This window comes from Bradyrhizobium sp. PSBB068 (assembly GCA_016839165.1).
Taxonomy (GTDB): domain Bacteria; phylum Pseudomonadota; class Alphaproteobacteria; order Rhizobiales; family Xanthobacteraceae; genus Bradyrhizobium.
Genome location: CP069300.1, coordinates 1,734,854 through 1,760,281 on the forward strand (window position 1 = coordinate 1,734,854; position 25,428 = coordinate 1,760,281).

Consider the following 25,428-nt stretch of genomic DNA (forward strand, 5'->3'; position numbering starts at 1 on the left):
CAGTACCGATCCACCGATGGATCGTTTTTGGCGACCGATGACGGTAGCTCAACAAATAATTCGGCTTATTCGCGAACAGCCGGGTCTGACCGAACGCCAGATTGCCGAGCGTATCTTCGGCGACGGAGGCTCCATACAGCGCGTCAATCCAACGTGCCGAAAGTTGGTGGCAGAGGGCTGGCTGGAGCGACATGGTCGAGGATGGGCGGCGGACCCGTTCACGTATCACGCCGCGAGACCCAACCTCTGAACCAAGATTGAGGTTGATTCGATTGTTTCGGCCAGCCAGGCATCGCGGGCCTGTCTGTAATGCGCCCCGGCGCTAGAACGCCGGGGGTCTTGCTTTGTGTGGGCGGCTCGCAGGTGTCACGCGGCGAGCATGTCGCGCACCATCGGCACCACCTTGCTTCCATAGAGCTCGATGCTCTTCATCAGCTTCTCATGCGGCAGCGGGCCCGCCGAATATTTCAGCTGGAAGCGCGCGGCACCGAGCGCCTTCACGGTCGCCGCGATCTTGCGCGCGACGGTTTCCGGCGCTCCGACATAGAGCGAGCCGTGCTCGGCCTCGGCGACGAACTCGTCGCGGCCCATCGGCGGCCAGCCGCGCTCCTTGCCGATCCGGTCACGCATCACCTTGTAGTGCGGCCACAGCTCTTCGCGGGCCTGCGCGTCGGTCTCGGCGACATAGCCCGGTGAATGCACGCCGATCGGCTGCGGCGTCCGGCCGAACTGCTGGTAGGCGCGCTGGTGCAGATCGACATAGGGCGCGAAGCGCTTGGGATCGCCGCCGATGATGGCGAGCATCAGCGGCAGGTCGTAATGCGCTGCGCGCACCACCGATTCGGGGCTGCCGCCCACGCCGATCCAGGTCTTCAGCCGGCCGCGCTCGACCGGCGGATAGACCGACTGGTCCTTGAGCGGCGGCCGCAGCTTGCCCTGCCAGGTCACCGGTTCCTGCTTCAGGAGCTCGGTGAACAGGTCGAGCTTCTCCTCGAACAGCTCGTTGTATTGCCTGAGGTCGAAGCCGAACAGCGGGAACGATTCGGTGAAGGAGCCGCGGCCGAGGATCACCTCGGCACGGCCGTTCGAGACCGCATCGACGGTTGCGAAGCGCTGGAACACGCGGATCGGATCGTCCGAGCTCAGCACGGTCACCGCCGAGCCGAGGCGGATATTCTCCGTGCGCGCGGCGATGGCCGCCAGCACGGTCTCGGGCGAGGAGATCGCAAAATCGGCCCGGTGGTGCTCGCCGAGCCCGATGAAATCGATTCCGAGCTGATCGGCCAGCACCGCTTCGTCGACGACGTTGCGGATCACCTGGGCGTGGGCCAGCGGCGCCCCGCCGGCGTCGTTGGTGACGTCGCCGAACGTATCGAGCCCAAATTCGAGGGAGGTCGTCATCACATAGTCCAGTTTGTCGGCGTGGCGGAGCATCCGCCACGGGCCACCCATCGCACGCAGGCCGAGAGGTCGTGTTGCTTGCTGAGATGTCCGCAAGCCCGCGCTGTGGAGCCTTCAGTTGGAGATGGGACGGAAATATTACCGGTTCGCGGCCCGACAAGGTCACGTCGCGAAACGCAGCGTTTCCAGGTCGCGGGGCGCCGCTGGCTGATCAGCCCGGAACGACCAGGAAGCCGGCGCGCGGGAAATGCACCACGACCGCGCCGGCGCGTTCGTCGGACCGGCGGATCGCGATGTGCTGGGCCGACAGCGAGACGATCTCGCCGCGGACCGGGACCTTGCCGTAGTCATCCGGCATCACGCTGACGATGTCGCCCGGTTTGCGGCCGTTCGGATCGGCAGGGTCGCCGAAGACGGGCGACTCCGGCCGCGCCTTCGCCGCGATCTCGAGCGCGTCGCCCGACGACATCTCGGTGCGCGTGCCGTGGCCGATGGCGCGGATGCGTTGCTCCCAGGCCGCAATGCGGGGCCAGGATTTCATCATCTCGTCCATCGTGGCGAGGCTCTGCCGCGCGTACCACACGTTCATGTAGGCGCTGACGTCGGCGAGGCTGAACTCGCCGAAAAGAAACGGCCTGTTGTCACCGAGTTGCGCCTCGATCCAGTCGACATTGGCGCGGAACTGGTCGCGCATCTGTGGCAGCGCCGCGGTCATGGCGGCAATGTCGAACTTGCCGCCACGCAGCTTCTCGCGGTCCGCGATAAAATCCTGCGGGACCTTGTCGCCGATGAAGCCGAATACGAGGTTCACCGTGCTCTGGAAGAATGGCCGGTCGGTCCACATGCCGAGCGCCCAGGGCATCCCGGCATGGCCTGCCGGAAACAGCGTCGGCGTTGGAAAGCGCCGCTCCAGTTCGCGGATGATGATCTGGGTGTCGCAATAGATGTCGGCACCGATCTGCATCGTCGGCGTGCGGCGGTAGCCGCCGGTCATCGGCATCAGGTCCGGCCGCGGCATGATCCGGGAAATCCGCACCGAGTTCCAGGCGAGCTGCTTGAATCCGAAGATGACGCGGATCTTCTCGGAGAACGGCGACTGGTCGAAATGATGCAGGATCGGCGTGGGCTGCGACATGGCCTTCTCCCGGGACAGGTTGCGATCTCGAACGGACCTTGTCGCATAGCCTGACAAGATTTGCGCCGATCGCAATCGATTTTCCCGGGTGAAGGCGTGCCGCCACGGGCGCTCAGAACTGCTCCGCCCACGGCCGCAGATCAAGCTCCAGCGTCCAGGCGCTGCGATGCTGGTGATGCAGCACCCAATAGGCGTCGGCGATCGCAGCGATGTTGAGCAGCCCGTCCGGTCCGCGATCGTCCTTCAACTGCGGACGCAGGCTCAGCAGGCGATCCCCCTCGATGCCGCCGTCGACCACGACGTGGCCGACATGAATGCCCTGTGGCCCGAATTCCCGCGCAACGCTCTGCGCCAGCGCGCGCAGCGCCGCCTTGGCGGCGGCGAAGGGCGAATAATTGGCTTTGCCGCGCAGCGAGCCGCTGGCGCCGGTGAACACCAGCGTGCCGCCGCCGCGCGCGAGCAGCGCGGGGATCGCGGCCTGAGCGAGCTGGAAACCGCCGAGCGCGTGCTCGCGCCAGTGCTCCTCGAAACGCTGCTCGCTGACCTTGAGAAACGGCGCCGGCCGGTTGGAGCCCGCATTGTGCACGGCCATCGCGAGCGGCGCGAGCTTTTGTGCAGCCTCGACGAAGCGCGCGACGTCGGCCGCGGTGGAGGCATCGCCAACCACATGCGTGACCCTGGCGCCATCAGCAGCGAGTTCGGCGGCGGTTGCGGCGAGCTTCTCGGCATTGCGCCCGGCGATCGCGACGGGATAGCCGCCGGCGGCAAAACGGCGCGCGATCGCGGCGCCGAGGCCATTGGATGCGCCGACGCCGGCAATCAGCACGCTGCCCTGCACGGCAATTGGTTCAAGGCCGGATCGGTTGTTCATGGCTCACTCCATTCAAGCTGCCCGCGTAGCGGGAGGATCATTCGTCCGATGCCATTGCCACGATACCGTCGCGCACCGTGCGCAACACGGCGTCGGAGCGCCTCGAGTCGGTCAGCACGCGCGAGATCGCAAGCGCGCCGACCATCGCACTGACTGCCAGGATTGCGCGGCTATCGTCATCATCATCGAATGTCTCGGCGACCTTGGCGATGAAGGATTCGATGTGCGGTTCCATCACCGCGCGGCATTGCGCGTCGGCGCGGCCGACATCGGAGATCAGCGCGCCGATCGCGCAGCCCGACTTGGGCTGGTCGCGATGGGCGCGGCTGAGATAGCTGCGCACCAGCGTGTTGATACTGACCGGCTTGTCGGGGTCGCGCGCTGCATGCGCCGACGCTTCACCGGCATTCAGCGCATGTTCCAGCGCCGCGGCGACCAGGTCGGAACGCGAGGCGAAATGCCCGTAGAATCCGCCATGGGTGAGCTTCACCTGCTGCATCAGGCTGCCGATGCTGAGCGCGTCGAGCCCCTTGTCGCGGATCTGCGTTGCGGCCTCGTTCAGAATCCGCTCGCGGCTCCTGGCCTTGTCGGCCTGGGAATGGCCCATCTCAGTACCCCTGTTTGACTCTCATTCTGGATTATGACCATCATGCATCTGGATGACAAGCATCATCCAGAAAATAGTCAGTCACAAAGCAGGGAGCAACAGATGTCGGGCAGCGCGAGCGAGGGTCGGGTCCGCCACGAGCGTCACGATCACATCCTGAAGATCATCATCGACAATCCCGCGAAGAAGAACGCCTTCAGCCCGGAGATGATGGCCGAGCTGTCCGACGCGCTGACACTGCTCGACAATGACGACGGTCTCTGGGTCGGCGTGCTCTGTGCTGCCGGCGGCAGCTTCACTGCAGGTCTCGACATGCCGAAATTCTTTGGCCCGACCGCATCGCGCAAGCCGCTGCCGGAGGGCAACGTCGATCCCTTTGGATTGTCGAAGCGCTGCCGCAAGCCGATCGTCACGGCGGTGCAGGGCATCGTATTCACCGTCGGCATCGAGATGATGCTGGCCGGCGATATCGTCGTCGCCGCCGATGACAGCCGGTTCTGCCAGATGGAGGCCAAGCGCGGCATCGCGCCGCTGGCCGGTGCGCATTTCCGCTACATCAGCCGCGCCGGGTGGGGTGATGCGATGTATCACCTCTTGCTGTGCGACGAGTTCACCGCAGCAGAAGCGCACCGGATCGGCCTCGTGCAGGAGGTCGTGCCAGCGGGTCAGCAGGTGGAGCGTGCGATGGCGCTTGCCGGGATCATTGCGCGCAATGCGCCGCTTGGAATCCAGGTGACGAAAGAGGCGGGCCGCAAGTTCATCGAAGCCGGCGAGCAGGCGGCGATCGCGATCATCCCCGAGATCCGCGAACGCGTGCTCAACACGTCGGATGCGGCCGAAGGCATCAAGTCATTCGTGGAACGCCGCGCCGCCGTGTTCCAGGGGCGCTGAAGCATGATCCGGAAAAGTGCAAAGCGGGTTTTCCGGAAAGATCATGCTCGAACAAGGCGCTAAAGCGCGATGACGATCCTACCTGGTCTCATCGCGCCTTCGTCTCAGGGACGTTAGTCCCTGAGACGTGCATTGCGTTCACGGTACGTGCCCTCGATGCGGTTGTGACAATGATGTCGCAACCGCACGAATTTCGATCACGGTGATGTTGCGACGACTCTTGTCGAGATTCGTCGAATCAGGGAGATTCAAAGCATTCATGAAATTTGATTTCGTCCTGCTTTGGCTCAAGCGTCCGGTAGGGATTCCCATGACAAACGCACGCGTCATCGTTGTAGGAAACAACAAGGGCGGCTCCGGCAAGTCGACGATTGCCATGCACGTCGCCGTCGCGCTGATCAAGGCGGGTCAGCGCGTCGCCACCATCGATCTCGACAACAAGCAGAAATCGCTGACGCATTACGTCGATAACCGGCGGGACTGGGCGCGAGAGACCTCGCTCGATCTCGGCATCCCGGCACATATGTGCTTCGAGACGGTGAGCGGCAGGAGCAGCGAAGTCGAGACGCTCGGCCGCAGCGCGCTTGCCGAGATCGTCGAACGGCTCAGCCGGTCGCACGACTTCGTCGTCATCGACTGTCCCGGCCATGACACTTATCTGACGACGTTCACGCATGCGCTGGCGAATACGCTGATTACGCCGCTGAACGACAGCTTCGTCGACTTCGACGTCCTCGGCACCGTCGATCCGAACGACTTCAAGGTGACCGGCATCAGCCACTATTCGAAAATGGTGGAGGAGGCGCGGCGGCAGCGCAGCGCGAACGACCAGCCGGCATTCGAATGGGTGGTGCTGCGCAACCGTCTCTCCACGATCGGTTCGCGCAACAAGCGCGTGGTCGGCGAAGCCCTCGGCGAGCTATCGAAGACGCTGAACTTCCGCCTGGTCGACGGCTTGGCCGAACGTGTGATCTTCCGTGAATTCTACCCGCGCGGATTGACGGCGGTCGACGACGTCAATCAGCTCGCGATTGGCGGCCGCCCGACCATGTCGCATGTCACTGCATGGCTTGAGATGGAGCGGCTGATGACAGCGATCATGCTTGGCCATCTGGTGCGCCCGGCAGCCTCCTCCGAGGACAGCCGCGACGCGGCGTAAGGCGGCGTCGGCTCGCTATCGGCAATTGGTGTTGCCGGCATTGGCAATGGTCAGGAACGTGATCGTCGCGGGCGCGAAGGTGATCGGTCCGGCCGCGGCAACCTCACCATTCAGCGCGGGGATCTGGTCGAAAGCCGCCAGCGCCAGCGGGCTGTCGTTGAGCCGAACGGTGCCGTCTGCGGGGTTTGCGCTCGCCAATGTGTATCGTTGCGAGGCGGCTGACAGGGTCAGCTTGCGCTGGTAACGCCGATCATTGTTGATGACGAGCAGGGCTACTCCGTCCGGCATGTCGCGTGCGCAATGCGCATAGACGTGGAGGCCGGGCTGCACGGTGACGCCGGCATCGAGCACGCTGGTTCCCATCAATCGCCGCCACAGCAGCGCGGCCCAGTAGTTCGGCCGCGGCAGATGGGTTCGCTCATCGAGCAGCCCGTAGTCGCTCGCCGCGAGCGTGTTGTGCATCACCACTTGAACGCCGGCCCTGGCGAGACGGCCGAGCTGATCGAGGTAGCGGAACGTATCGGTGAAGGTTGCAGCCCAGCGATTGCCACCGCAGGCAGTTTCCGCGGTCTCGGTCAGCCAGATCGGTTTGCCCGATGCGAGCCGGTCGCGAAGCGTTCGGTAGAAGGCGAGCGTCTTCCCGGTTCGTGCCAGCCAGGCGTCCGACAGGGCGAACTTCGCGGTGCGATCGCCGGAGCAGCGCGCGGAGAGGGCGCCGTAATGATGATAGGAGACCTCGTCGATGCCCGCAGCCGACACCGCAAAGCGCGCGCGTGTATCGGCGCCGGTGCCGATCGTGCCTGGACCGAGGATCGTCACATCGGGCGCTGCGTCCTTCATGAAGGCACTGAACGCTGCAAAGTCGCGGCCGTAGGCTGCGGCGTCATAGCCTGCGGGAGCGCCGCCGATCGTCGGCAGATCGGGCTCGTTCATGAATTCCGCTGCGGCGATATGGCCACCGGCCGACCGCGTGAAGGCGAGAAGCTGCCGGGCCTGTTCCGCGCTCCATCGCCCCCCGGCGTCACGCGTGCCGGCGCTGATCGCAAAGGACGTGACGATGGGAGCGTCGACCGCGTGCGAGAAATCGATCACCTCTCGCCATTGCTGCCGTGTCAGCACGCCGTTGAAGCCGGCCGGCGGTGCGGCCGGCGGCGTATCGGAATCGGCAAAGAACGTGCTGTTGGCCCAGGTTCCGCTCACGCGAAGATAGGCCGGAGCGAGCGCTGCGGCGAGTTTGCGCAGCCTGCCATCGCGCAGATCGATCGGTGTGCGCGGTGCCAATTGTTCCGTCTTGGCACTCGCATCGGCGGCCGCATAAGGCTTCCAGAACCGTCCGCCGGTCACCTCGACCATCTCGATGTTGTAGGACTGGAAGCGCGGGCCGATCGTGGCGACGCGCGGCATGGCGGCGACATCAAGCGTCGGCTCCGCCGCGATCGCCTTCGTGCCGAGGCAGGCGGCGATCGCCAGGACGACGACGCATGCGAGGCGTCGAAGCGGATATGCCAAGCGGTCGCGCACAGCCCCTCGCGTCCCTCCGAATTGCGGTTGTCGCAGGATGCGGCCGCGGCTCGTCCAAATCAACGCGGCGGCGGGCGTGGCGGCTCGTTCGCGATGCGCTCCCACAGCGCGCGGATCATGTCCTTCATGACCAGCGCGTCCTGCCATCGGTCGGACAATTCCCTGCCGTCGGGCCCGGTGATGGCATAGGGCGGCGGACCGAGCTCGCACAGGAAGGTCAGGGTTGCATCGGGCCCGGCGCGCTTCCGCCAGGAGCGGATGCCGTAGTCCCACCAGTCCATGAACAGCGACACCCAGCCCTGATGCTGCGCGAAGCCAAGCGAGATCTGCACCTGCTCGCGGCTCGCGATCCGGCCGTGGATGCCCCAGGCATGGTCGAGAATGCGATGCATCATCGCATGATTGACATCGTCGACCGGCCAGGCGAATTCGCGGCCGACCAGATAGTGCGAGAGGTCGGCGGTCAGCCGCAGATCGGGAAAGCAGTCGAGCAGATCGAGCATGAAGAACAGGTCGGTCGTCATGCGGTCGCGATGGGTCTCGACATGCACGGGAACGCCGGCCTCCGCGGCAAGCCGTCGCCAGCCTTCGAGCAGGGGAATGCAGTCGGCGAGCCGGCGCGGCCGGACGTCCGGCTGCAGGTTGACGTGATCGGCGCCGAGCTCGGCGACCAGCTCGAGCACCGGCTTCAGGTCATCGACGCACTTCGGGTAGCATTGCGCCTGCCAGATCATGCCATGCGCGCGCAGGAAGCCCGTCACCTCGCGCGCGAAGGCCGGATCGATGAAGCGGACGCCGGCGCCGTCAAACCCGGCATCGCGGATCATCGCGAGCTGGGTTTGCAGCGGCCATTCGGCCTCATCCGCCAGCCGCCGCTCCATCGCCCAGAGCGATTGCAGGACGCGCAGCTGCTGCGCCACCGCTCAGGCCCGTGCCGGGATCGCGGCGGGCAGCTCGGCCTGCTCGCTGGCATCGGCCGCGATGTTCTCCTGATAGGTCTCCGGTCCGATCCAGATCGCAACCACCGTACAGGCCGACAGGAACATCGCGTAGCAGGCGACCGGCCACCAGGTGCCGTAGGCCGCCACCAGCGCGGTGGCGACGAACGGCGCCGGGCCGCCGGACAGCAGCGAGCCGAGCTCGCGCGCGAAGGCGAAGCCGGCGAAGCGGCGTTGCGGCGGGAACAGTTCGGCGAAATACGCCGCCTGCGGCCCGAACATCGCCGCCGTCACCACCGCGCGCGCCAGGATGAAGGCGAGCGCGATCATGATCCACTCCTTGGTGCCGACCATCCAGAAGAACGGGAAGGCGAGCGCCACGCCGGCCAGCGCGCCGAACATGTAGACCGGACGCCGTCCGATCCTGTCAGACAATGCCGCGAAGCCGAGGATCGCAAACAGCTCGACCGTGAACGCCAGCATCAGCGCGCTGAGCGCCTCCGCTTTGGGCACGCCGAGCGTGGTGATGACGTAGCTCAGGCCGAACACCGGGAAGAAATAGCCGAGCCCGTTCTCGGCCATCCGCGCGCCGAGCACGACGAAGAAGTTGCGCGGGTGCTGGCGCAAGGCCTCCATCGCGGGATTGCTCTCGACCTTGCCGCGCTTGACCACCGCCTCGGTATAGACCGGTGTCTCGGTGATGCGCATGCGGACGAAGATACCGACCACGATCAGGAGGAAGCTAGCCAGGAAGGGCAGCCGCCATCCCCAGCTCATCAGCGCCTCGCGCGGCAGCATGGTCACCAGCGCGAAGGCGCCGGCGGCGAGCAGATTACCGACGGAGACGCCGAGCGGCGCGAAGCCGCCCCAGAAGCCCCGATGCTTCGGCGGTGCATTTTCAACCAGATAGATCACCGCGCCGCCATATTCGGCGCCGGCGCCAAGGCCCTGGATGACGCGCATCGCGACCAGCAGGATCGGCGCCCAGACGCCGATCTGCGCATAGGTCGGCAGGAAGCCGATCGCCGTGGTGCCGATGCCGATCATCAGCAGGGTTGCGACCAGCACCGGCTTGCGGCCATAGCGGTCGCCGAGGATGCCGAACAACAGGCCGCCGAACGGTCGCACCACGAAGCCGACGCCGAAGGTCAGGAACGACAGCAGCGTGCCGACCACCGGATCGCTCTTCGGGAAGAACAACTCGCCGAACACCAGCGCGGCGGCGGTGCCGTAGAGGAAGAAGTCGTACCATTCGAGCGCAGAGCCGATGCTTGCGGCGAGAATCACACGCAGGCGCGATGTGCTGGCGCCATCTGCCATCTTGGTCATTCGTTTCCCCGTTGTATTGATTTTTATGGTTTGAAAGCAGCAACGCCCGCGGCCTGGCCGCGGGCGTTGTCGTCAGTCTCAGGCGGCGCGCGTGAAGTAGGATTTCTTCGACGCGGATTGTGTCTCGTAGATTGATCCCTGCCGCTTGGCCGGCGGCAGCGGCATCCGCACCGGCACGTCGGTGAGCCGCGGTGCGACCACCGGTGGCCCCGCCAGCAGGCGGCTGTTGAACTCGTCGAAATCCTTCACGCCCATCAGCGGCCAGGCGTCACTGGCGGCGACTTCATAGAGCAAGAGGTTGCGCGGCCGGTTCGAGGTGTTGGTCGCCGAGCCGTGCAGCGCGCGCACATGATGGAAGGACATGCTGCCGGCCTTGCCCATGCAGGGCACCGCGCGCTTGATGTCGTCCTGGATCTGGTCCGGATCGATCAGGCCGGCGAAGCAGCCGTCCTCGCCATGGTGATCCCACATCGTGGCGCCGGTGTGCGTGCCTGGGGTCACCAGCATCGGGCCATTCTCGAGATCGCAATCGTCGAGCAGCACGCCGATCGCGAGGATGTCGTCATTGGTGTGCGGATAGAACGCCCAGTCCTGATGCCACTCGACCGGCGAGCCGTATTGCGCCGACTTCATGTTGAGCTTGGAGCCGTGCAGGCGCAGCCCGGGACCGATCAGCTTGGTCAGGATCGAGATCACGGCGGGGCTGCGGACGATCTCGTCGAAGATCGGGTGCACCTTGTGCGGCGCCTTGATGCGGCGGACGCGCGGGGTCTCCGGCGTGTGGCCCGGTTCGAGATCGTAGACATCGGTGTGCTCGGTCACCGCGGCGGCGCCGGCCACCAGCTCCGCGAGCACCGTGCGCACCCGCCCCAGGGTCTCCTGGTCGAGCACCTCGGGGACCACGATCACCCCGTCGCGCTTGTAGGCTTGAGCCAGCTCGTCCGAAATCATGCCGTTTCTCCCATTTTCATTGATGTTAGCGCTAACATAAGGCAATGCTAGCGCTAACATCATGGCTTGGCAACCCGGAATCGTGCAGGCTCCCGCCATGAGCTCCGAACTGACCGAACCCGGGCCCGGCCCGGCCGGTGCCGCGCCCACCCTCTCCGAGGTGGCCAAGCGCGCCGGCGTGTCCTCGATCACGGTGAGCCGGGTGGTGCGGATGCCCGACCTGGTCGCCCCCGAGACCCGGGCGCGGGTCGAGCGGGCAATGCGTGATCTCGGTTATGTCCCGAACCTCGTGGCCGGCGCGCTGGCGAGCGCGCGGACCAATTCGGTCGGCGTGCTGGTGCCGACCATCGCCAATTCGATCTTCGCCGACACGGTGCAGGGCCTGTCCGACAAGCTTGAGCCGCTCGGCTTCTCGGTGATCCTGGCGCAGTCGCGCTACGATGCGGCGCGCGAGGACCGCATGCTGGCGGCGCTGCTGTCGCGGCGGCCCGAGGCGATCATCATGGTCGGCTCGCCGGCGACCGAAGACGGCACCCGCCTGCTGCGCAACGCACGGATCCCGATCGTCGAGACCTGGGATCTGCCGGCCAACCCGATCGATGCGGTCGCGGGCTTCGACAATTACAAGGCCGGTGTCGCTGTCGCGAAGCATCTGGTCGCGCAGGGACGCAAGCAACTCGCCTTCATCGGGGGCGACGATCCGCGCGGCACGCGTCGCTGGTTCGGCTTCAGGGACGAGGCGCTGGCAGGCGGTCTCGCCGAGCCGCGAAGGTTGATCCTCGACCGCAAGGACTCCGGCAGCGTGGCGGCGCATGCGCGCCTGCCCGATGTCGACGCGGTGTTCGCTGCCAATGATGCGCATGCGATCGGCTTCATGTCAGGGCTGCGCAAGGCCGGCCTGCTGCGTGACGGGCCCGCATCGGCGCAGCCGGTTGCCGTGATCGGGCTTGGCGATCTCGAAATGGGCCAGCTGATTTCGCCGACATTGAGCACGATCAGCGTGCACGGCGATGCGATCGGGCGCACGGCGGCGACGCTGACGCTGGAGCGCGGCGGCGAACGCCGCGTCGATCTCGGCTTCGAACTGGTGCTGCGCGACAGCGGCTAAAACATGATCCGGAAAAAGTGCGTAGCGGTTTTCCGAGAAGATCATGCTTAAAAGCGCGATCCCTCAGCGCGCCGCGCCGCCGGCGTCCACCTCCTCGAGCAAGCTGAGAAGACCACGCAGGATCGTCATCGGAGGCGGAGGGCATCCCGGAATGTGGAGATCGACCGGGACAATTGCGGAAACCCCGCCCACCACTGCGTAGCTGCCAGCAAAGCATCCGCCGTCCCTGGCGCAATCGCCCGCCGCGACAACCCATTTCGGATCGGGCGTTGCATTGTAGGTTCGCTCCAGCGCCTCGCGCATGTTCTTCGTCACCGGACCCGTGACGAGCAGGACATCGGCGTGACGGGGTGACGCGACAAACCAGATTCCAAATCGCTCGACGTCATAATACGGATTGCTGAGCGCGTGAATTTCCAGCTCGCATCCGTTGCACGAGCCGGCATCAACCTCGCGGATCGACAGGCTGCGGCCGAGGCGGCGCCTTGCGGTGCGGCCGACCGTGGCCGCGAGTTCCGCGATCGCGGCGTCATCGGGACGCGGCGCCTGCTCGGTCAATGGCTGGCGAAACAGACTCTGAAGCAGAAGTTTGCGCATCGCGTCCGGTCCTCAGAGGTCGTGCCCTGAATAGGAGCAGTTGAACGACTTGTTGCACAGCGGGAAGTCCGCCACGATGTTGCCTTCGATGGCCGCCTCGAGCAGGGGCCATTGAAACCATGACGGATCGCGCAGATGACATCGTTCGATCCGGCCATCGCTCAGGCGGAGCCATGCCAGGATGTCGCCCCGGAAACCTTCGACGAGCGCGATGCCCTCGCAAGGCTCCGGCGCAATCTGCAACGGCACCCTGATTGGGCCGGCCTCGAGTGCATCGAGGATCTGGCCTGCCAGCGACAGGCTCTGCTCGACCTCGCGGATCCGGATCCAGACGCGGGCGTTCACGTCGCCGTCGTAGAGCGTAGGCACATCGAAGCGCAGGCCATCATAGGGGTGATAGCCGGGGCTGCGGCGGGCATCGTAGGTGCGGCCGCTGGCGCGTCCGACATAGCCGCCGGCGCCGAATTGAGTTGCGAGTGCCGCGGTGACGATGCCGGTGCCGACGGTTCGGTCCTGCAACGATGCCGTGTTGTCATAGAGCTCGACCAGCGATGGAAAATGCCGGCGGATCTGCTCGAGCGCGGCCCGGATTGCCGCAGGTCCTTCGCCGGCGATGTCGCGTGCCAGGCCACCGGGAACGACGATGTCGCGCATCAGGCGGTGGCCGAATGCGGCGTCAGCCGAGCGCAGCACCTGTTCGCGCAGCACGCCGCAATGCGCATGCATGAGCGCGAACGACGCGTCGTTGCAGATCGCGCCGATGTCGCCGAGATGGTTGGCCAGCCGCTCGAGCTCGGCCATCAGCGCGCGCAGCAACACCGCGCGCGGCGGCACCGCAATCTGCTGCGCGGCCTCGACGGCTTGCGCGAACGCCAGTGCATAGGCAACCGTGCTGTCGCCGGACACCCGGCCGGCCAACCGCGCGGCCTGCTCGACGGTGCGTCCCGCCATCAACCCTTCGACCCCCTTATGGGTGTAGCCGAGCCGCTGCTCGAGGCGAACCACGGTCTCGCCGCTGGCGGTGAAGCGGAAATGTCCGGGTTCGATGATGCCGGCATGCACGGGGCCGACCGCAATCTGGTGCAGGCTGTCACCTTCGGCCGGAAGGAACGGATAAGGCGCTGGATCCGGTGCCGCATCGAGACGTTGGCCCAGCGGTGCCTGCATTTGCCAGCGACCATGATCGAGCCAGGGGCGGCTGTCCGGCGTCGCGGTGGCCACGAGTCCGAACAGGTCGTGGATGGTGCGCTCCGGTCGAAGCGCCGGGCGATGGCGGGCGGCGACGGAGGGGTAGCGGCGATCGGGGCAATCCAGGCTGATCACACCAATATTGGATGTGCTGTTGTCAAGCAGCGCCATATGCACGCGCGACGGCTCGCCCCACAGTCCGAGCAAGCTCAGGCTGCCGTCCGCAAGGGCGCCGGCGGCGGAGCGCCAGGTGCCGCCGTCGACGCTGACGCGCGGCCATGGGTGATGCCGTTCAACTCTGCGGCCTGCCCGGATCAGATCGATCAATGCCGGCATGTCTCGTTCTCCCTCGCGCTAGCCCAGGAGGTTGGCGACGTGTTGGAACCAGACAACGAGCGGTCTCGGAAGATAGATGCCCGCAGTCAGCACCAGCGCGAAATGCGCGAACATCGGCAAATAGGACGCTTCGGCCGGCGCCGCACTGCCGCGCGGCTCGCCGAACGCAAGGCTCGTCAGGCGCAGCACGAGCGCGCCGAAGGCGAGCAGCAGGCCAAAGACCAGCGGGATCGCGAGCAGCGGCTGGCGCGCGAAGGTCGAGCTGACGATGAGAAATTCGCTCATGAAGATACCGAGCGGCGGCAGACCGGCGATTGCGACAACGCCGATCACCAGGCCCCAGCCGAGCGCGGGATGGGTTTCAGTCAGGCCGCGAATGTTGGCGATCCGCTGCGTGCCCTTCACCTGCGCGATGTGGCCGACCGCGTAGAAGATCCCCGACTTTGTCAGGCTGTGCATCACCATGTGCAGCAGGCCGGCGAAGTTGGCGAGCGGGCCGCCCATCCCGAATGCAAACACGATGATGCCCATATGCTCGATCGAGGAATAGGCGAACAGCCGTTTGATATCGCGGCGGCGGTAGAGCATGAAGGCCGCGAACAGCAACGAGGTCAGCCCCATCGTCACCATCAGCGGACCCGGTGATATCGCGTCCGGATTGGCGGCAAGCAGGATCTTGAAGCGGAGCACCGCGTAGAGCGCGACGTTGAGCAGCAGGCCGGAGAGCACGGCGGAGATCGGGGTCGGGCCCTCGGCGTGCGCATCCGGCAGCCAGGCGTGCAGCGGCGCGAGGCCAACCTTGGTCCCGTATCCGAGCAGCAGGAAGATGAAGGCAACGTTGAGCAATGCCGAATCGAATGCCGCGGCGCGGCTGACCAGCACTGTCCAGACCATCGCGTCCTGACCCTCGCCGACGACCGGCAGCGCGGCCATGTAGACCAGGATGGTACCAAACAGCGCGAGCGCGATGCCGACGCTGCCGAGGATGAAATATTTCCAGGCAGCCTCCAGCGCCGCGTGGGTCCGGTAGATGCCGACCATCAAGACGGTGGTGAGCGTCGCGATCTCGATCGCGACCCACATCAGGCCGATATTGTTCGACACGAATGCGAGGTTCATGCCGAACATCATGACCTGATACATGGCATGGTAGAATCGCAGATAGCGCGGCGTCAGCCGTCCGGTCTCGAGCTCATGAGCAATGTAGCTCGCGCTGAACACGCTCGTGGTTAGACCGACGAAGGTGTTGAGCACGATGAAGACGATGTTGAGATCATCGACCAGCAGATACGGGCCGGGTTGCGGGCGGGCGACGACGAGCAGCGAAAGCGCAGCCAGGAAGGTGCTGAAGCTGGCAACGATATTGAGCCCCGCGGTCAGCCGATAGCCGGGCAGCGCCGCCAGCACCGCTGCGGCGCAGATCGGTATCAGGAGAATCCAGGCAACGGCATCCGACGCCGCGTTCATCGCCGCTCCCCCCTGAACTCATCGAGCGCACCGACATCGACGGTGTCGAAGCGCTCCCGGATCCGGAACAGGAACACGCCGATGACGATGAACGCGATCAGGATCGAGAAAGCCACGCTGATCTCCACGACCAGCGGCATGCCCTTGGCGCCGGTCGCGGCCAGCACCAATCCGTTTTCCAGCGACATGAAGCCGACGACCTGGCTGACGGCGTTGCGCCGCGTCACCATGACGAGCAGTCCCAGCAGCACCACCGACAGCGCGAAGGCGAGATCTTCCCTCGCCAGCGGATCGGCCGCGCCGGTCACCCGCAGCATCAGTACCATCGAGAGGGCGACGAGGCCCATGCCGGCCAGCATGGTCGGGCCGATACCGACTGCGGTCTCGATATCGCGATGAATGCCGAGCTGCTTGACGATCCGGTGCAGCGCCACCGGAATGATGATCGCCTTGAAGACCAGTGCGATGACCGCGGTCACGTAGAGATGCGGTGCGTTCTGGATGAATGCCTGCCAGGCGACGGAGAGCGCGAGCACCACGGCATGAGCTGCAAAGATGTTCAGCAACGCATACAGGCGATCCTGATACAGCATCATGAAGCTGATCAGCACGAGCCCGCCGGCGAGCAGATGAGCAATGTCGAAGGCGAGGTTGTGCATCAGAAGCCTCGCGATACGAACCGGAGAAGCGTACCGAGCAGGCCCAGCATGAGCGCGGCGCCGAGGAACTCGGGAACACGGAAGACCCGCACCTTCGCCGTCGCGGTCTCGAACATCGCAAGCAGGAAGCTTGCGATCACGAGCTTGAGGATGTAGGCGGCGACGCTCACGAGGTAGGATAGCGGGCCTGCGCCTTCGGTGGTGATCTGCCAGGGAAAGAACACGCAGATGATCAGCGAGACGTAGAGCTGGAGCTTGAGAAAGGCGCCGAACTCGATCATGGCGAGATGGCGTCCGGAATATTCCAGGATCATCGCCTCATGCACCATGGTCAGCTCCAGATGCGTGGCCGGGTTGTCGATTGGAATACGGGCGTTCTCGGCGAGCGCCACCATGATGAGGGCAATCATCGCCATGCCGAGCGAGACGCGCAGGCCCACTTCGGATGACGCCATGAAGGTCGCGACCGTCGACAGCTGGGTCGAGCCGGCGATTAGCGCGACGCAGAACACCATCAACAGCATGGCCGGTTCGGCGAGCGCGGCGATCATCACCTCGCGGCTGGAGCCGATGCCGCCGAAGCTGGTGCCGACATCCATGCCGGCAAGCGCGAGGAAGAAGCGCGCGCTGCCGAGCAGGGCGACGATTGCGATCAGGTCGGCACTCCAGCTGAACTCAAGGCCGGTGGCAAATGTCGGGACCAATGCCGCGGCGACCCAGATCGCGGCGAACGTGATGTAGGGTGTGACGCGGAACAGCCAGGACGCGTTTTCGGCCAGAACGACTTCCTTGCGAAGCAACCGCAGCAGATCACGATACGGCTGGACGATCGATGGTCCTTTGCGGCGTAGCAGGCGAGCCTTCATCTTGCGCACGACGCCGGTCAGGAGCGGCGCAAGCAGCAGAACAAGCGTCATCTGGCCCAGTTGAACGAGGATGTCCGAGATCACGACCATATCGCGAGCGCCAGCAGCAATGTGACGAGGGTTGCGAAGACCAGGCTGAGATAGCGGCGGATGGTGAGGAACTGGAGCTGGTTCAGCCGATCGGCAAAGAACCACACCGTTTCGGTCACCGGCGTGTAGAGCCGTTCCCAGACTGGATCGTGCATGTCGATCCTGAGGCGGGCCGGCCGCAAGTCACCCGGCGGCGGCATGTCGACGTGTTCGCGGGCCTGGAAGATCAATGTGCCGAACACGCGGCGGATCGGCTGGACGAAGCTTACTCCGGAATATTGCGCCGCCGGAGCCGGATCGGTAAAGCCGCAACCCCAGGCGGGCCCGCGCCTGATCGCGCGCGATGCAAACCGATGGATGAAATACACGGCAAGCGATGCCGCAGCCGTGATGAAGATGAAGACGAGCAATCCGTTGTAGGAGCTGCGGCTCTCCTCGATCGGAACGATCGAAAGCCAGGCGTCGCTCGCCTGAACCGGCATTCGGTTGCCGATCACGGCCATTGCGACGGGCGACAGCGCGTCGATCACCAGGCCCGGCAGAATTCCGGCGAGGAAGCACAGCGCGGCGAGGCCAAACATCGCGGCGAGGCTATAGCGATCGACCTCGCCGGCGGCCTCAGCGGCCGGGCTTCGCGCGCGGCCGAGGAAGGTGATCCCGAAGGCCTTGACGAAGCACGCGGCCGCGAGCGCTGCCGCCAGCGCCAGCAACGCGCCGACCGCGGGCACCATGATCTTCAGCATCCATTGTGGCAGATCGGGGCTTTGCAGGACCGCCTGGAACATCAGCCATTCCGATACGAACCCGTTGAACGGCGGAAGCGCCGAGATCGCAACGCAGCCGACGAGAAAGACGAAGCTGGTAAGCGGCATGCGGTGGATCAGGCCGCCCAGTTTCTCCATGTCGCGTTCGCCGGTGGCCGTCAGCACCGCACCGGCGCCGAAGAACAGCAGGCTCTTGAAGAACGAATGGTTGAGGACGTGGAACAGCGCGGCTGTGAAAGCGAGGGCCGCCGCCAGGCCGTAGCCGTTCGCCTGAAACGCCAATGCGAGACCGAGGCTCGCGAACACGACGCCGATGTTCTCGATCGTGCTGTAGGCGAGCAGGCGCTTGAGATCCTTCTCCATCAGCGCATAGAGGATCCCCATCACCGCGGTCACTCCGCCGAGCACGAGAACGACGACACCCGCCGACCAGTTCGGCGGTCCGAGCAGATCGAACACGACGCGGATGAATCCGTAGACCGCGACCTTCGTCATCACGCCGCTCATCAGCGCCGAGACATGGCTCGGGGCCGCGGGGTGAGCGAGCGGCAGCCATACATGCAGCGGGACCAGGCCGGCCTTCGACCCGGCGCCGAGCAGCATCAGCGCAAGCACCAGCGCGGCTTCGAACGGCGTGTGCTGGACGCCGCGCATGGCCGCAAAGCTGTAACTGCCGCCGGCTCCCGACAGCAGGCCAAACGCAAGCAGCAGAGCCAGGGTCCCGAAGCTTGCCATCACGAGATAGACGTAGCCCGCCCGAGCATTGTCTGCTTCACGGTGGTGCGCCATGACGAGCGCCCACGACGCGAGCGACATGAATTCCCAGCACAGCAGATAGGTGAACGCGTCGTCGGCAAGCACAACGAGATTCATTCCGGCGAGGAACGCCGGAAAGAACGGCAGGACGCGTTGCGGCGTCGATTCGTGGCTGCCGTAGCCGAGCCCATACAGGCTTGCGGCCGCACCGCCGAGATTGACCACCGCGAGAAAGAATGCGGCGAGCGCATCGAGACGGAAATGCGAGCCCAGCCAGGGCAGGCCGACCGGCAACATCAGTTCGGTCGCATTGCTGTGGGCGATCAGCGCGTGCAGCGCCGCGGCCAGCGCGATCGCCGAGATGGCAAAGGTCGCGCCGTAGACGACGGCTGTCGATCGGCGTGATCGGCTGGTGGCAATCGCGAGAATGGTCGTCGCCAGCAGCGCGGCTACACACCAGAGCTGCTGGGCGACCGTTGAGATCACGTCTGCACCTTCGGCGAGCCTGACCCGGCCCTCAATCGTACGCCGCGGCCGCCGCCGCTGCTGACGGCGCCCTCGCCGATGACCTCGACGCCGGCCGCACCGAGTGCGTCGATCAGTTTCACCAGCGAGTCGACATTGCCTCGAATGGTGCCTTCGCTTGCTTCCATGCGCTGGATGGTCGGCACCGACAACCCGGACAGCTCGGCGAGCTGCCGCTGGTCGATGCCAAGCAAGGCTCTTGCAGCCCGAAGCTGCGCTGCAGTGATCATCGATCGGGCCGTCGGTTGGGAGTCGGGTCTAGCTGAATGTCATCTATGCATATTAAGTAATGATGTTGCAAGTGCAATAAGTAATGTTTTATACATCATTTATGGGCGGACTATCGGCGCGATCGATGCCGCGTGCGGGCAAGAATCCGCTGCTGGGTGCTCAGTCGGCGATCTTTCGGTAGACGTCCGCAGCGCGGCGCAGCAGCTTGCTCTTGCGCTTCCGCTCGTGCACGCGCTGGTGCTTGGCCTTGCGCTCCTGGGCGCGCTGCGCCAGGGCATCAGCACTTTCGACCAACGCGCGGCGCACCTCGTCATCGTTCAACTCGCCGAGCAGCTGCTGTCCCTTTCGCAGATGCTTCAGCACGTTCCGCCATGATGCGTAGACATCGGCAGGCAAGCCGCCCTCCGAGAACTCGATGGCGTAGCGCAGCCGCTTGCTGGCGAGCCGGACGCGGTGGCGCTTGTTCTTGCCCATGCCTTGCAGCCCGCGGCTCCTCTGGCACAGCTTGCCATGCCACCGCGCGAGCCGGCGGGCGTGAAACACTGCGACCGGTACCGCACGCCGCTGCGCGGCGCGGCGGTTCTGCCGCGTGGTCCAGGGGCCGCTGCCGACCCAGTCCCACATGCCGTCGAACCATCGCCAGTATCGGTCGCTTTGCAGCGCTTCCTTGAGGGCGTCGAACGCGTCGGTTCGCGCCGTCTGGAGCATGCGCTCCTCGGGCAAGCCCTTGCTGTTCGCGATCGCCACGTCGAGATCGCGCGTCGCGCCGAGATGGGCGCTCAGCCATTTCAGTTCGGACTTCAATCGCGTCCATTCGCTGTCGGCCACCATCGGGCCGTAGAAGGCGACCGCCGCCTTCAGCCGGGTCAGTGCGATCCGGGTCTGGTGGAGCGCTGCGGGATCGCCGGAGCTCAGCGCCTCGTGGTTGGTCGCGACCTCCTCGAGGCATTCGGACAGGATCAGGCGAAACGCGGTCTCGCAACGCATGGCCTGGCTGAGATGACGCGGCCGCTTCGGGCGGACGACGCGCTCCCTGTCCGGACTTGCCGCTGCCGACATGACACTCCCGTGGCGCCGCCGGAGCCGCAACGCAAATGCGGCTCCCGGATGGAGATTTCCCGTTTGATCGTTGTCGATCAAGGGTTTTCTGCGCGGCCGCGATGCGACGCTCCGGCGGCGCGATCAAAATGTCGCAATCGACCCCGCTCGACGGGGCTCATTCCAGCCAGCATATGGGTTCTGTCGCCGGAGTTTTTGGAGGTGTCGCAACCGATGGCGGCAAATATCAAAATGTTTCGCGTGCGAAACATGTTGATATTTCGTACGCGAAATATATAACGGCGTGTATGAAAGCGGAACACCGGCTGATCTTCCTTCTGACCGTGGCCTATCGACGGCTGCAACGCGCCATCGATCAGGAGACGGCCGCGCACGATCTGACGTCGGCCCAGGCCGGCGTGCTGTTCTTCCTCGGCCGCAACGACGGCGCGCTGATCGGCGACGTGTCGCAGGCGCTCGACATCGTGCCGTCGGCGATGACCGGTCTTGCCGACCGGATGGAGCGCGCGGGCCTCGTGAAGCGCCGGCGCGACGGCGAGGACGGGCGCAGCCAGCGGCTCCATCTGACCTCGGCGGGGCAGGAGCTCGGCAAGCGTGCCGCGACGCGGACCAGGGTGATCAACAACCGCCTGATGGATGGCTTCTCGGAAGCCGAGATCGACGTGGTATCGCGCTGGCTGACCAGCCTGCAAGACAAGTTTCCAAAGGACAGGGACGGTTAGCGTTCGCGAGCGAAGCCGGCACCCGTTCGCGCGAAGCGAACGCGTCAGACAAGCAGCAAGCAACAGGAGTGAGAGCATGAGTGAGGTGGTCGTAACGCTGGACGGTGGCGTCCTCACCGTGACGATGGCGCGTCCGGACAAGAAGAATGCGATTACCAATGCGATGTATGGCGCAATGGCCGATGCGCTGCAGCGCGCTGAAAGCGATACCGCGATCCGCGCCGTGCTGTTGCAGGGCGACGGCGACAGTTTTACTGCCGGCAACGAGCTCGTCGATTTCGCCGCGGTGTCGCGCGGCGTGCAGGGCGAGCGTCACGTGAGCCGTTTCCTTGGCTGTCTTGCCAAGGCGACGCGGCCGCTGGTTGCGGCCGTGCAGGGCAATGCGGTCGGCATCGGCACCACCATGTTGCTGCATTGCGACCTCGTCTACCTCGCGCCGACCGCGCGGCTGATCACGCCGTTCGTCAATCTGGCGCTGGTGCCGGAGGCGGCCTCGACCTACCTGCTGCCGCAACGGATCGGCTATGCGCGCGCCTATGCGATGTTCGCGCTGGGTGAACCGGTCGAGGCCGAGACTGCGGTCTCCATCGGTCTTGCCAATGCCGTCGTGCCGCTCGCGGATCTTCGTGCCAAGGCACGCGCTGCTGCTGACGCATTGGCGAAGCGGCCGTTCGGCTCGCTGCAGCACACCAAGGCGTTGATGCGCGATCCCGCTGGGATCAGCGCGCAAATGGCGCGCGAGGGCAAGATCTTCCAGGAGCGGCTGATGAGCGCCGAAGCGCGCGAGGCGTTTGCGGCCTTTGCCGAGCGTCGCCAGCCGGATTTCTCCAAGATCAGCGGTTAGGCTTGGCGCCCCGGGGCCGCTACGCGGGGGCGGCCCCATCGCTTTTGGGTTGACGGCTTCGCCGGCATCGAACATCTCGTGGCGGGGCACAGTGCAACCCCGACGAGGCCAGCCATGACCGACAGTCACACCCTGCGCGGCGACGGGATTGCCGCAACCATCAACGCCCAAGGCGCCGAATTGTCGTCGCTCAGGAATGCCGAGGGAAGGGAGCTGCTGTGGCAGGCCGGCCCGCAATGGCCACGCCATGCGCCGATCCTGTTCCCGATCGTCGGCCGGTTGAAGAACGACAGGCTTCGCCACGACGGCAAGACCTATCCGATGACGCAGCACGGCTTCGCGCGCGATCGCCGCTTTGCCTGGGTGGAGCAGGGGACCCAGTCGTGCAAGCTCGCGCTGTCAGACGATGCGGAAACGCGGGCGCGCTATCCTTTCGCGTTCAGGCTGGAGGTCACCTATGCCGTTGACGGCGCAGATCTCGAGGTCGGTTTCGAGATCATCAACACCGGCGACGAGATGCTGCCGGCCTCGCTCGGCGGTCATCCCGCGTTCAATTGGCCGCTGGTGCCGGGGCTGCCGAAGGAGGCCTACACGCTGACTTTCGGCAAGACTGAACCCGCGCCGATCCGGCGGTTGAAGGATGGATTGATGCGGCCGCAGCCTGAGCCCAATCCGGTCAAGGGCAGAACGCTTGCGCTGACGGAGGAGCTGTTCGATGACGACGCGATGGTCTTCGATCAGATCGCAAGTACATCGATCCTGTTCACGGCGACACTGGGCCCGGCAGCAGCCACGCAAGGCCCGGCGATCGAAATCTCCTGGCGTGGATTCCGCGAGCTTGGCGTCTGGTCGAAGGTTGGCGGGGCCCCGTTCCTCTGCATCGAGCCGTGGCACGGTTATGCCAGTCCGGCGGAGTTCGAAGGCGAGTTCGCCGACAAGCCCGGCCTGCTGCAGATTGCGCCCGGCGCGCGCCGATCGCTCAGCTACCGGATTCGCGTGAGCTGACGAAACGGCATCGCTTGCGTGATCCGCTCAATGCGCGCGGTTGCCGACGGCGGATTTTCGTGCGCCCAGGCCTCATGCGCGGCGAGATCGCGGTCGATCGTGCTCGGGAACTTAGTTGAACGCCATGCCGCCGCTCATCGCGATGGTCTGTCCGGTCATGTAGGGATTGTTGACCAGCAGCATCACGGCCTGCGCGACTTCCTCGACGGTGCCGAAGCGGCCGACCGGGATGCGGCTGACCAGGCTACTCTGTCCCTTCATCATGTCGGTCTCGATCAGTGAGGGCGCCACCGCGTTGACGGTGATGCCTTCCTTGACGAGGCGCGCGGCATAACCGCGGGTCAAGCCTTCCACAGCCGCCTTCGATGCATTGTAGTGCGGCCCGATTGCACCGGCGCCACGCGCGGCACCGGAGGAGATGTTGACGATGCGGCCCCATTTCCGGGTGCGCATCATCGGCAGCACCGCCTGCGTGCAGAGAAACGCCGATTTGAGGTTGACCGTGATGGTGCGGTCGAAATCCTCCTCGGTGAGGTCGTCGACACCCCTGACGATCGCGATGCCGGCATTGTTGACGAGAATGTCGACCGGGCCGAGCTCGGATTTGGCACGTTCGACCAGCGCGGCGACGGCGGCTGCTTCCGAGACGTCGGCGGCAATCGCAACCGCCCGGCTGCCGGCGGCAATGATGCCCTTCGCCAATGTCTCGGCTTCGGCCGAGCGTTCGCGGTAATTGATCGCGACGGCAGCACCGGCCTCCGCCAGCATCTTGACGATCGCAGCACCAATGCCGCGCGATCCGCCGGTCACCAGCGCCACATGTCCGTGCAGACTGTTTGTCGTCATCTGGGCACCCTGTTTGACGTGCCCTCACAGGTTCGCAAACGGGGCGACGCGGCGCAATGCAACCCTGCTCAAATCTGCGTTGCCGCAGCCGGCATGCGGCGAAAAACCGGCTTCCGGGGCCGGAATCGGCCTTGCGTCCGGCGCGGGCCGGCGGCAATGGTTGGGGTATCACTTCTTCCAGCTACCACGAGAGTCCGATGAGCAAACTGATTGTCCGCGCCGGCGATTTCACCTTTGACGCCCGTTTCGAGGAACAGCTGGCGCCGAAGACGGTCGCCGCGTTCCGCAAGGCGATGCCGTTCGAGAGCCAGGCGATCCACGTGCGCTGGAGCGGCGAAGGCGTCTGGATGCCGCTCGGCGATCTCGATTTCGGCGTCTCCTACGAGAACCACACCAGCTATCCGGCGCCGGGCCAGATCATCCTCTATCCCGGCGGCATCAGCGAGACCGAGATCCTGCTCGCCTATGGCGGCGTGCACTTCGCCAGCAAGATGGGCCAGCTCGCCGGCAATCATTTCATCACGCTGACCTCGGGGCTGGAGAACCTCACCGCGTTCGGCAAGACCGTGCTGTGGAAGGGCGCGCAGAACATCCGGTTCGAGGAAATCTGATGTGACCGAGGCCCGCTATCCGCGCGATCTCCGCGGCTACGGCCGCAACCCGCCGGATCCGAAATGGCCGGATGCTGCGCGGATCGCCGTGCAGTTCGTGGTCAATTTCGAGGAGGGTGGCGAGAACAACATCCTGCACGGCGATCGCGCCTCGGAAGCGTTCCTGTCGGACGTGCTCGGCGCGCAGCCCTGGGTCGGCCAGCGTCACGCCAATATCGAAACGATGTTCGAATATGGCTCGCGCGCCGGCTTCTGGCGGCTGTGGCGGATGTTCACCGAGCGGAAGCTGCCGGCGACGGTGTTCGGCGTCGCGATGGCGCTGAAGCGCAATCCGGATGTGGTCGCCGCGATGCAGGAGGCGGGCTGGGATATCGCAAGCCACAGCCTGCGCTGGGTCGAGCACAGGGACATGTCGGAGGACGAGGAGCGCGCGGAGATCGCGCGCGCCATCGCCGTGCATACCGAGGCGACCGGCGCGCGGCCGCTCGGCTGGTACACCGGCCGCTCCTCGATCAACACGCTGCGGATTTTGATGGAAGCGGGCGGTCTGCGCTATCTCTGCGATTCCTATGCCGACGATCTGCCGTACTGGATCAAGGCTGCCGGCACCGAGCCGCATCTCGTGATCCCCTATACGCTCGATGCCAACGACATGCGCTTCATCAACGCACAGGGTTTTGGCGGCGGCGACGAGTTCTACACCTATCTGAAGGATAGTTTCGACGTGCTCTATGCCGAGGGCGCGACGTCACCGAAAATGATGTCGGTCGGCCTGCATTGCCGTGTCGTCGGCCGTCCTGGTCGCGCGGCCGCGCTGATGCGCTTCCTCGATTACATCGGGAAGCACGAGCACGTCTGGGTGCCGACCCGGCTTCAGATCGCCGAGCACTGGCAGGCCAATCTCAGGCATCTCGCTGAGCAGGCGTTCGAGATCGGCTAGCGCGGTCGTTA

General features: G+C 65.3%; 25 protein-coding genes. 8 read left to right on the plus strand and 17 right to left on the minus strand.

Going from position 1 to position 25,428, the window contains the following annotated elements; translation table 11 throughout:
• Positions 1 to 366 precede the first annotated feature (366 nt).
• From JQ507_08170 to JQ507_08185, 4 genes are all read right to left on the minus strand, one after another.
• Positions 367 to 1,401, minus strand: coding sequence for an LLM class flavin-dependent oxidoreductase (locus JQ507_08170; protein QRI71437.1), 1,035 nt, complete (start codon positions 1,399 to 1,401; stop codon positions 367 to 369).
• A 211-nt stretch (positions 1,402 to 1,612) separates the two neighbouring features.
• Positions 1,613 to 2,536, minus strand: coding sequence for a glutathione S-transferase family protein (locus tag JQ507_08175; GenBank protein QRI71438.1), 924 nt, complete (start codon positions 2,534 to 2,536; stop codon positions 1,613 to 1,615).
• A 112-nt stretch (positions 2,537 to 2,648) separates the two neighbouring features.
• Positions 2,649 to 3,407 carry an SDR family NAD(P)-dependent oxidoreductase gene (locus JQ507_08180; protein QRI71439.1) on the minus strand — a complete coding sequence of 253 codons (759 nt, stop codon included), beginning with the start codon at positions 3,405 to 3,407 and terminating at the stop codon, positions 2,649 to 2,651.
• A 37-nt stretch (positions 3,408 to 3,444) separates the two neighbouring features.
• A complete protein-coding gene (locus JQ507_08185; GenBank protein QRI71440.1) occupies positions 3,445 to 4,014 on the minus strand; it encodes a TetR/AcrR family transcriptional regulator in 570 nt (189 codons plus the stop codon).
• 102 nt (positions 4,015 to 4,116) lie between these two features.
• On the opposite strand from JQ507_08185, the gene JQ507_08190 reads away from it, so the two are divergent.
• Both JQ507_08190 and JQ507_08195 read left to right on the plus strand, forming a co-directional pair.
• Positions 4,117 to 4,905 (plus strand): crotonase/enoyl-CoA hydratase family protein, encoded by a 789-nt coding sequence (locus JQ507_08190; GenBank protein ID QRI71441.1) that lies wholly within the window; start codon positions 4,117 to 4,119, stop codon positions 4,903 to 4,905.
• 310 nt (positions 4,906 to 5,215) lie between these two features.
• The gene (locus JQ507_08195) at positions 5,216 to 6,064 is read left to right on the plus strand and encodes an AAA family ATPase (protein ID QRI71442.1); all 849 of its coding nucleotides are present in this window, start codon (positions 5,216 to 5,218) and stop codon (positions 6,062 to 6,064) included.
• Between the two features lie 15 nt (positions 6,065 to 6,079).
• Here JQ507_08195 and JQ507_08200 read toward each other — a convergent pair whose 3' ends face one another.
• The 4 genes from JQ507_08200 to JQ507_08215 form a co-directional block, all read right to left on the minus strand.
• Positions 6,080 to 7,732, minus strand: a complete 1,653-nt coding sequence (locus JQ507_08200) for a hypothetical protein (protein ID QRI71443.1) — start codon at positions 7,730 to 7,732, stop codon at positions 6,080 to 6,082.
• Positions 7,645 to 8,505: a sugar phosphate isomerase/epimerase gene (locus tag JQ507_08205; protein ID QRI71444.1), complete on the minus strand. Its 861-nt coding sequence runs from the start codon at positions 8,503 to 8,505 to the stop codon at positions 7,645 to 7,647. The genes JQ507_08200 and JQ507_08205 overlap by 88 nt, the downstream gene beginning before the upstream one ends.
• A 3-nt stretch (positions 8,506 to 8,508) precedes the next feature.
• Positions 8,509 to 9,852, minus strand: a complete 1,344-nt coding sequence (locus JQ507_08210; GenBank protein ID QRI71445.1) for an MHS family MFS transporter — start codon at positions 9,850 to 9,852, stop codon at positions 8,509 to 8,511.
• A 78-nt stretch (positions 9,853 to 9,930) separates the two neighbouring features.
• Positions 9,931 to 10,803, minus strand: a complete 873-nt coding sequence (locus JQ507_08215) for a phytanoyl-CoA dioxygenase family protein (protein QRI71446.1) — start codon at positions 10,801 to 10,803, stop codon at positions 9,931 to 9,933.
• 97 nt (positions 10,804 to 10,900) lie between these two features.
• On the opposite strand from JQ507_08215, the gene JQ507_08220 reads away from it, so the two are divergent.
• Complete coding sequence (locus JQ507_08220) at positions 10,901 to 11,911, plus strand: LacI family DNA-binding transcriptional regulator (protein QRI71447.1); 1,011 nt, start codon at positions 10,901 to 10,903, stop codon at positions 11,909 to 11,911.
• Positions 11,912 to 11,974: 63 nt separating this feature from the next.
• On the opposite strand, the gene JQ507_08225 is transcribed toward JQ507_08220, so the two are convergent.
• From JQ507_08225 to JQ507_08260, 8 genes are all read right to left on the minus strand, one after another.
• Positions 11,975 to 12,508: an NADH-quinone oxidoreductase subunit B family protein gene (locus tag JQ507_08225; protein ID QRI71448.1), complete on the minus strand. Its 534-nt coding sequence runs from the start codon at positions 12,506 to 12,508 to the stop codon at positions 11,975 to 11,977.
• A 12-nt stretch (positions 12,509 to 12,520) separates the two neighbouring features.
• Positions 12,521 to 14,032 (minus strand): nickel-dependent hydrogenase large subunit, encoded by a 1,512-nt coding sequence (locus tag JQ507_08230; protein ID QRI71449.1) that lies wholly within the window; start codon positions 14,030 to 14,032, stop codon positions 12,521 to 12,523.
• Positions 14,033 to 14,050: 18 nt separating this feature from the next.
• The gene (locus JQ507_08235) at positions 14,051 to 15,499 is read right to left on the minus strand and encodes a hydrogenase 4 subunit F (protein ID QRI71450.1); all 1,449 of its coding nucleotides are present in this window, start codon (positions 15,497 to 15,499) and stop codon (positions 14,051 to 14,053) included.
• Positions 15,496 to 16,158, minus strand: a complete 663-nt coding sequence (locus tag JQ507_08240) for a hydrogenase-4 component E (protein QRI71451.1) — start codon at positions 16,156 to 16,158, stop codon at positions 15,496 to 15,498. The genes JQ507_08235 and JQ507_08240 overlap by 4 nt, the downstream gene beginning before the upstream one ends.
• A complete protein-coding gene (locus JQ507_08245; protein ID QRI71452.1) occupies positions 16,158 to 17,114 on the minus strand; it encodes an NADH-quinone oxidoreductase subunit H in 957 nt (318 codons plus the stop codon). Before JQ507_08245 ends, JQ507_08240 begins: the two co-directional genes overlap by 1 nt.
• A complete protein-coding gene (gene hyfB / locus JQ507_08250) occupies positions 17,105 to 19,117 on the minus strand; it encodes a hydrogenase 4 subunit B (GenBank protein QRI73253.1) in 2,013 nt (670 codons plus the stop codon). The genes JQ507_08245 and hyfB overlap by 10 nt, the downstream gene beginning before the upstream one ends.
• Positions 19,117 to 19,389: a helix-turn-helix transcriptional regulator gene (locus JQ507_08255; GenBank protein QRI71453.1), complete on the minus strand. Its 273-nt coding sequence runs from the start codon at positions 19,387 to 19,389 to the stop codon at positions 19,117 to 19,119. Before JQ507_08255 ends, hyfB begins: the two co-directional genes overlap by 1 nt.
• 160 nt (positions 19,390 to 19,549) lie before the next feature.
• Positions 19,550 to 20,377 (minus strand): CHAD domain-containing protein, encoded by an 828-nt coding sequence (locus JQ507_08260; protein QRI73254.1) that lies wholly within the window; start codon positions 20,375 to 20,377, stop codon positions 19,550 to 19,552.
• Between the two features lie 359 nt (positions 20,378 to 20,736).
• Here JQ507_08260 and JQ507_08265 point away from each other — a divergent pair, with 359 nt between their 5' ends.
• The 3 genes from JQ507_08265 to JQ507_08275 all read left to right on the plus strand — a co-directional run bounded on the left by JQ507_08265 (position 20,737) and on the right by JQ507_08275 (position 23,020).
• Positions 20,737 to 21,171: a MarR family transcriptional regulator gene (locus JQ507_08265; protein QRI71454.1), complete on the plus strand. Its 435-nt coding sequence runs from the start codon at positions 20,737 to 20,739 to the stop codon at positions 21,169 to 21,171.
• Between the two features lie 76 nt (positions 21,172 to 21,247).
• A complete protein-coding gene (locus JQ507_08270; protein ID QRI71455.1) occupies positions 21,248 to 22,015 on the plus strand; it encodes an enoyl-CoA hydratase/isomerase family protein in 768 nt (255 codons plus the stop codon).
• Between the two features lie 114 nt (positions 22,016 to 22,129).
• Complete coding sequence (locus tag JQ507_08275; protein ID QRI71456.1) at positions 22,130 to 23,020, plus strand: aldose 1-epimerase family protein; 891 nt, start codon at positions 22,130 to 22,132, stop codon at positions 23,018 to 23,020.
• A gap of 111 nt (positions 23,021 to 23,131) precedes the next feature.
• Here JQ507_08275 and JQ507_08280 read toward each other — a convergent pair whose 3' ends face one another.
• Positions 23,132 to 23,866, minus strand: coding sequence for an SDR family NAD(P)-dependent oxidoreductase (locus JQ507_08280; protein ID QRI71457.1), 735 nt, complete (start codon positions 23,864 to 23,866; stop codon positions 23,132 to 23,134).
• 197 nt (positions 23,867 to 24,063) lie between these two features.
• Between JQ507_08280 and JQ507_08285 the strand changes: the two genes are divergently transcribed.
• Both JQ507_08285 and puuE read left to right on the plus strand, forming a co-directional pair.
• Positions 24,064 to 24,477 (plus strand): DUF3830 family protein, encoded by a 414-nt coding sequence (locus JQ507_08285; GenBank protein QRI71458.1) that lies wholly within the window; start codon positions 24,064 to 24,066, stop codon positions 24,475 to 24,477.
• Position 24,478: 1 nt separating this feature from the next.
• Positions 24,479 to 25,417, plus strand: coding sequence for an allantoinase PuuE (puuE, locus tag JQ507_08290; GenBank protein QRI71459.1), 939 nt, complete (start codon positions 24,479 to 24,481; stop codon positions 25,415 to 25,417).
• Positions 25,418 to 25,428 lie beyond the last annotated feature (11 nt).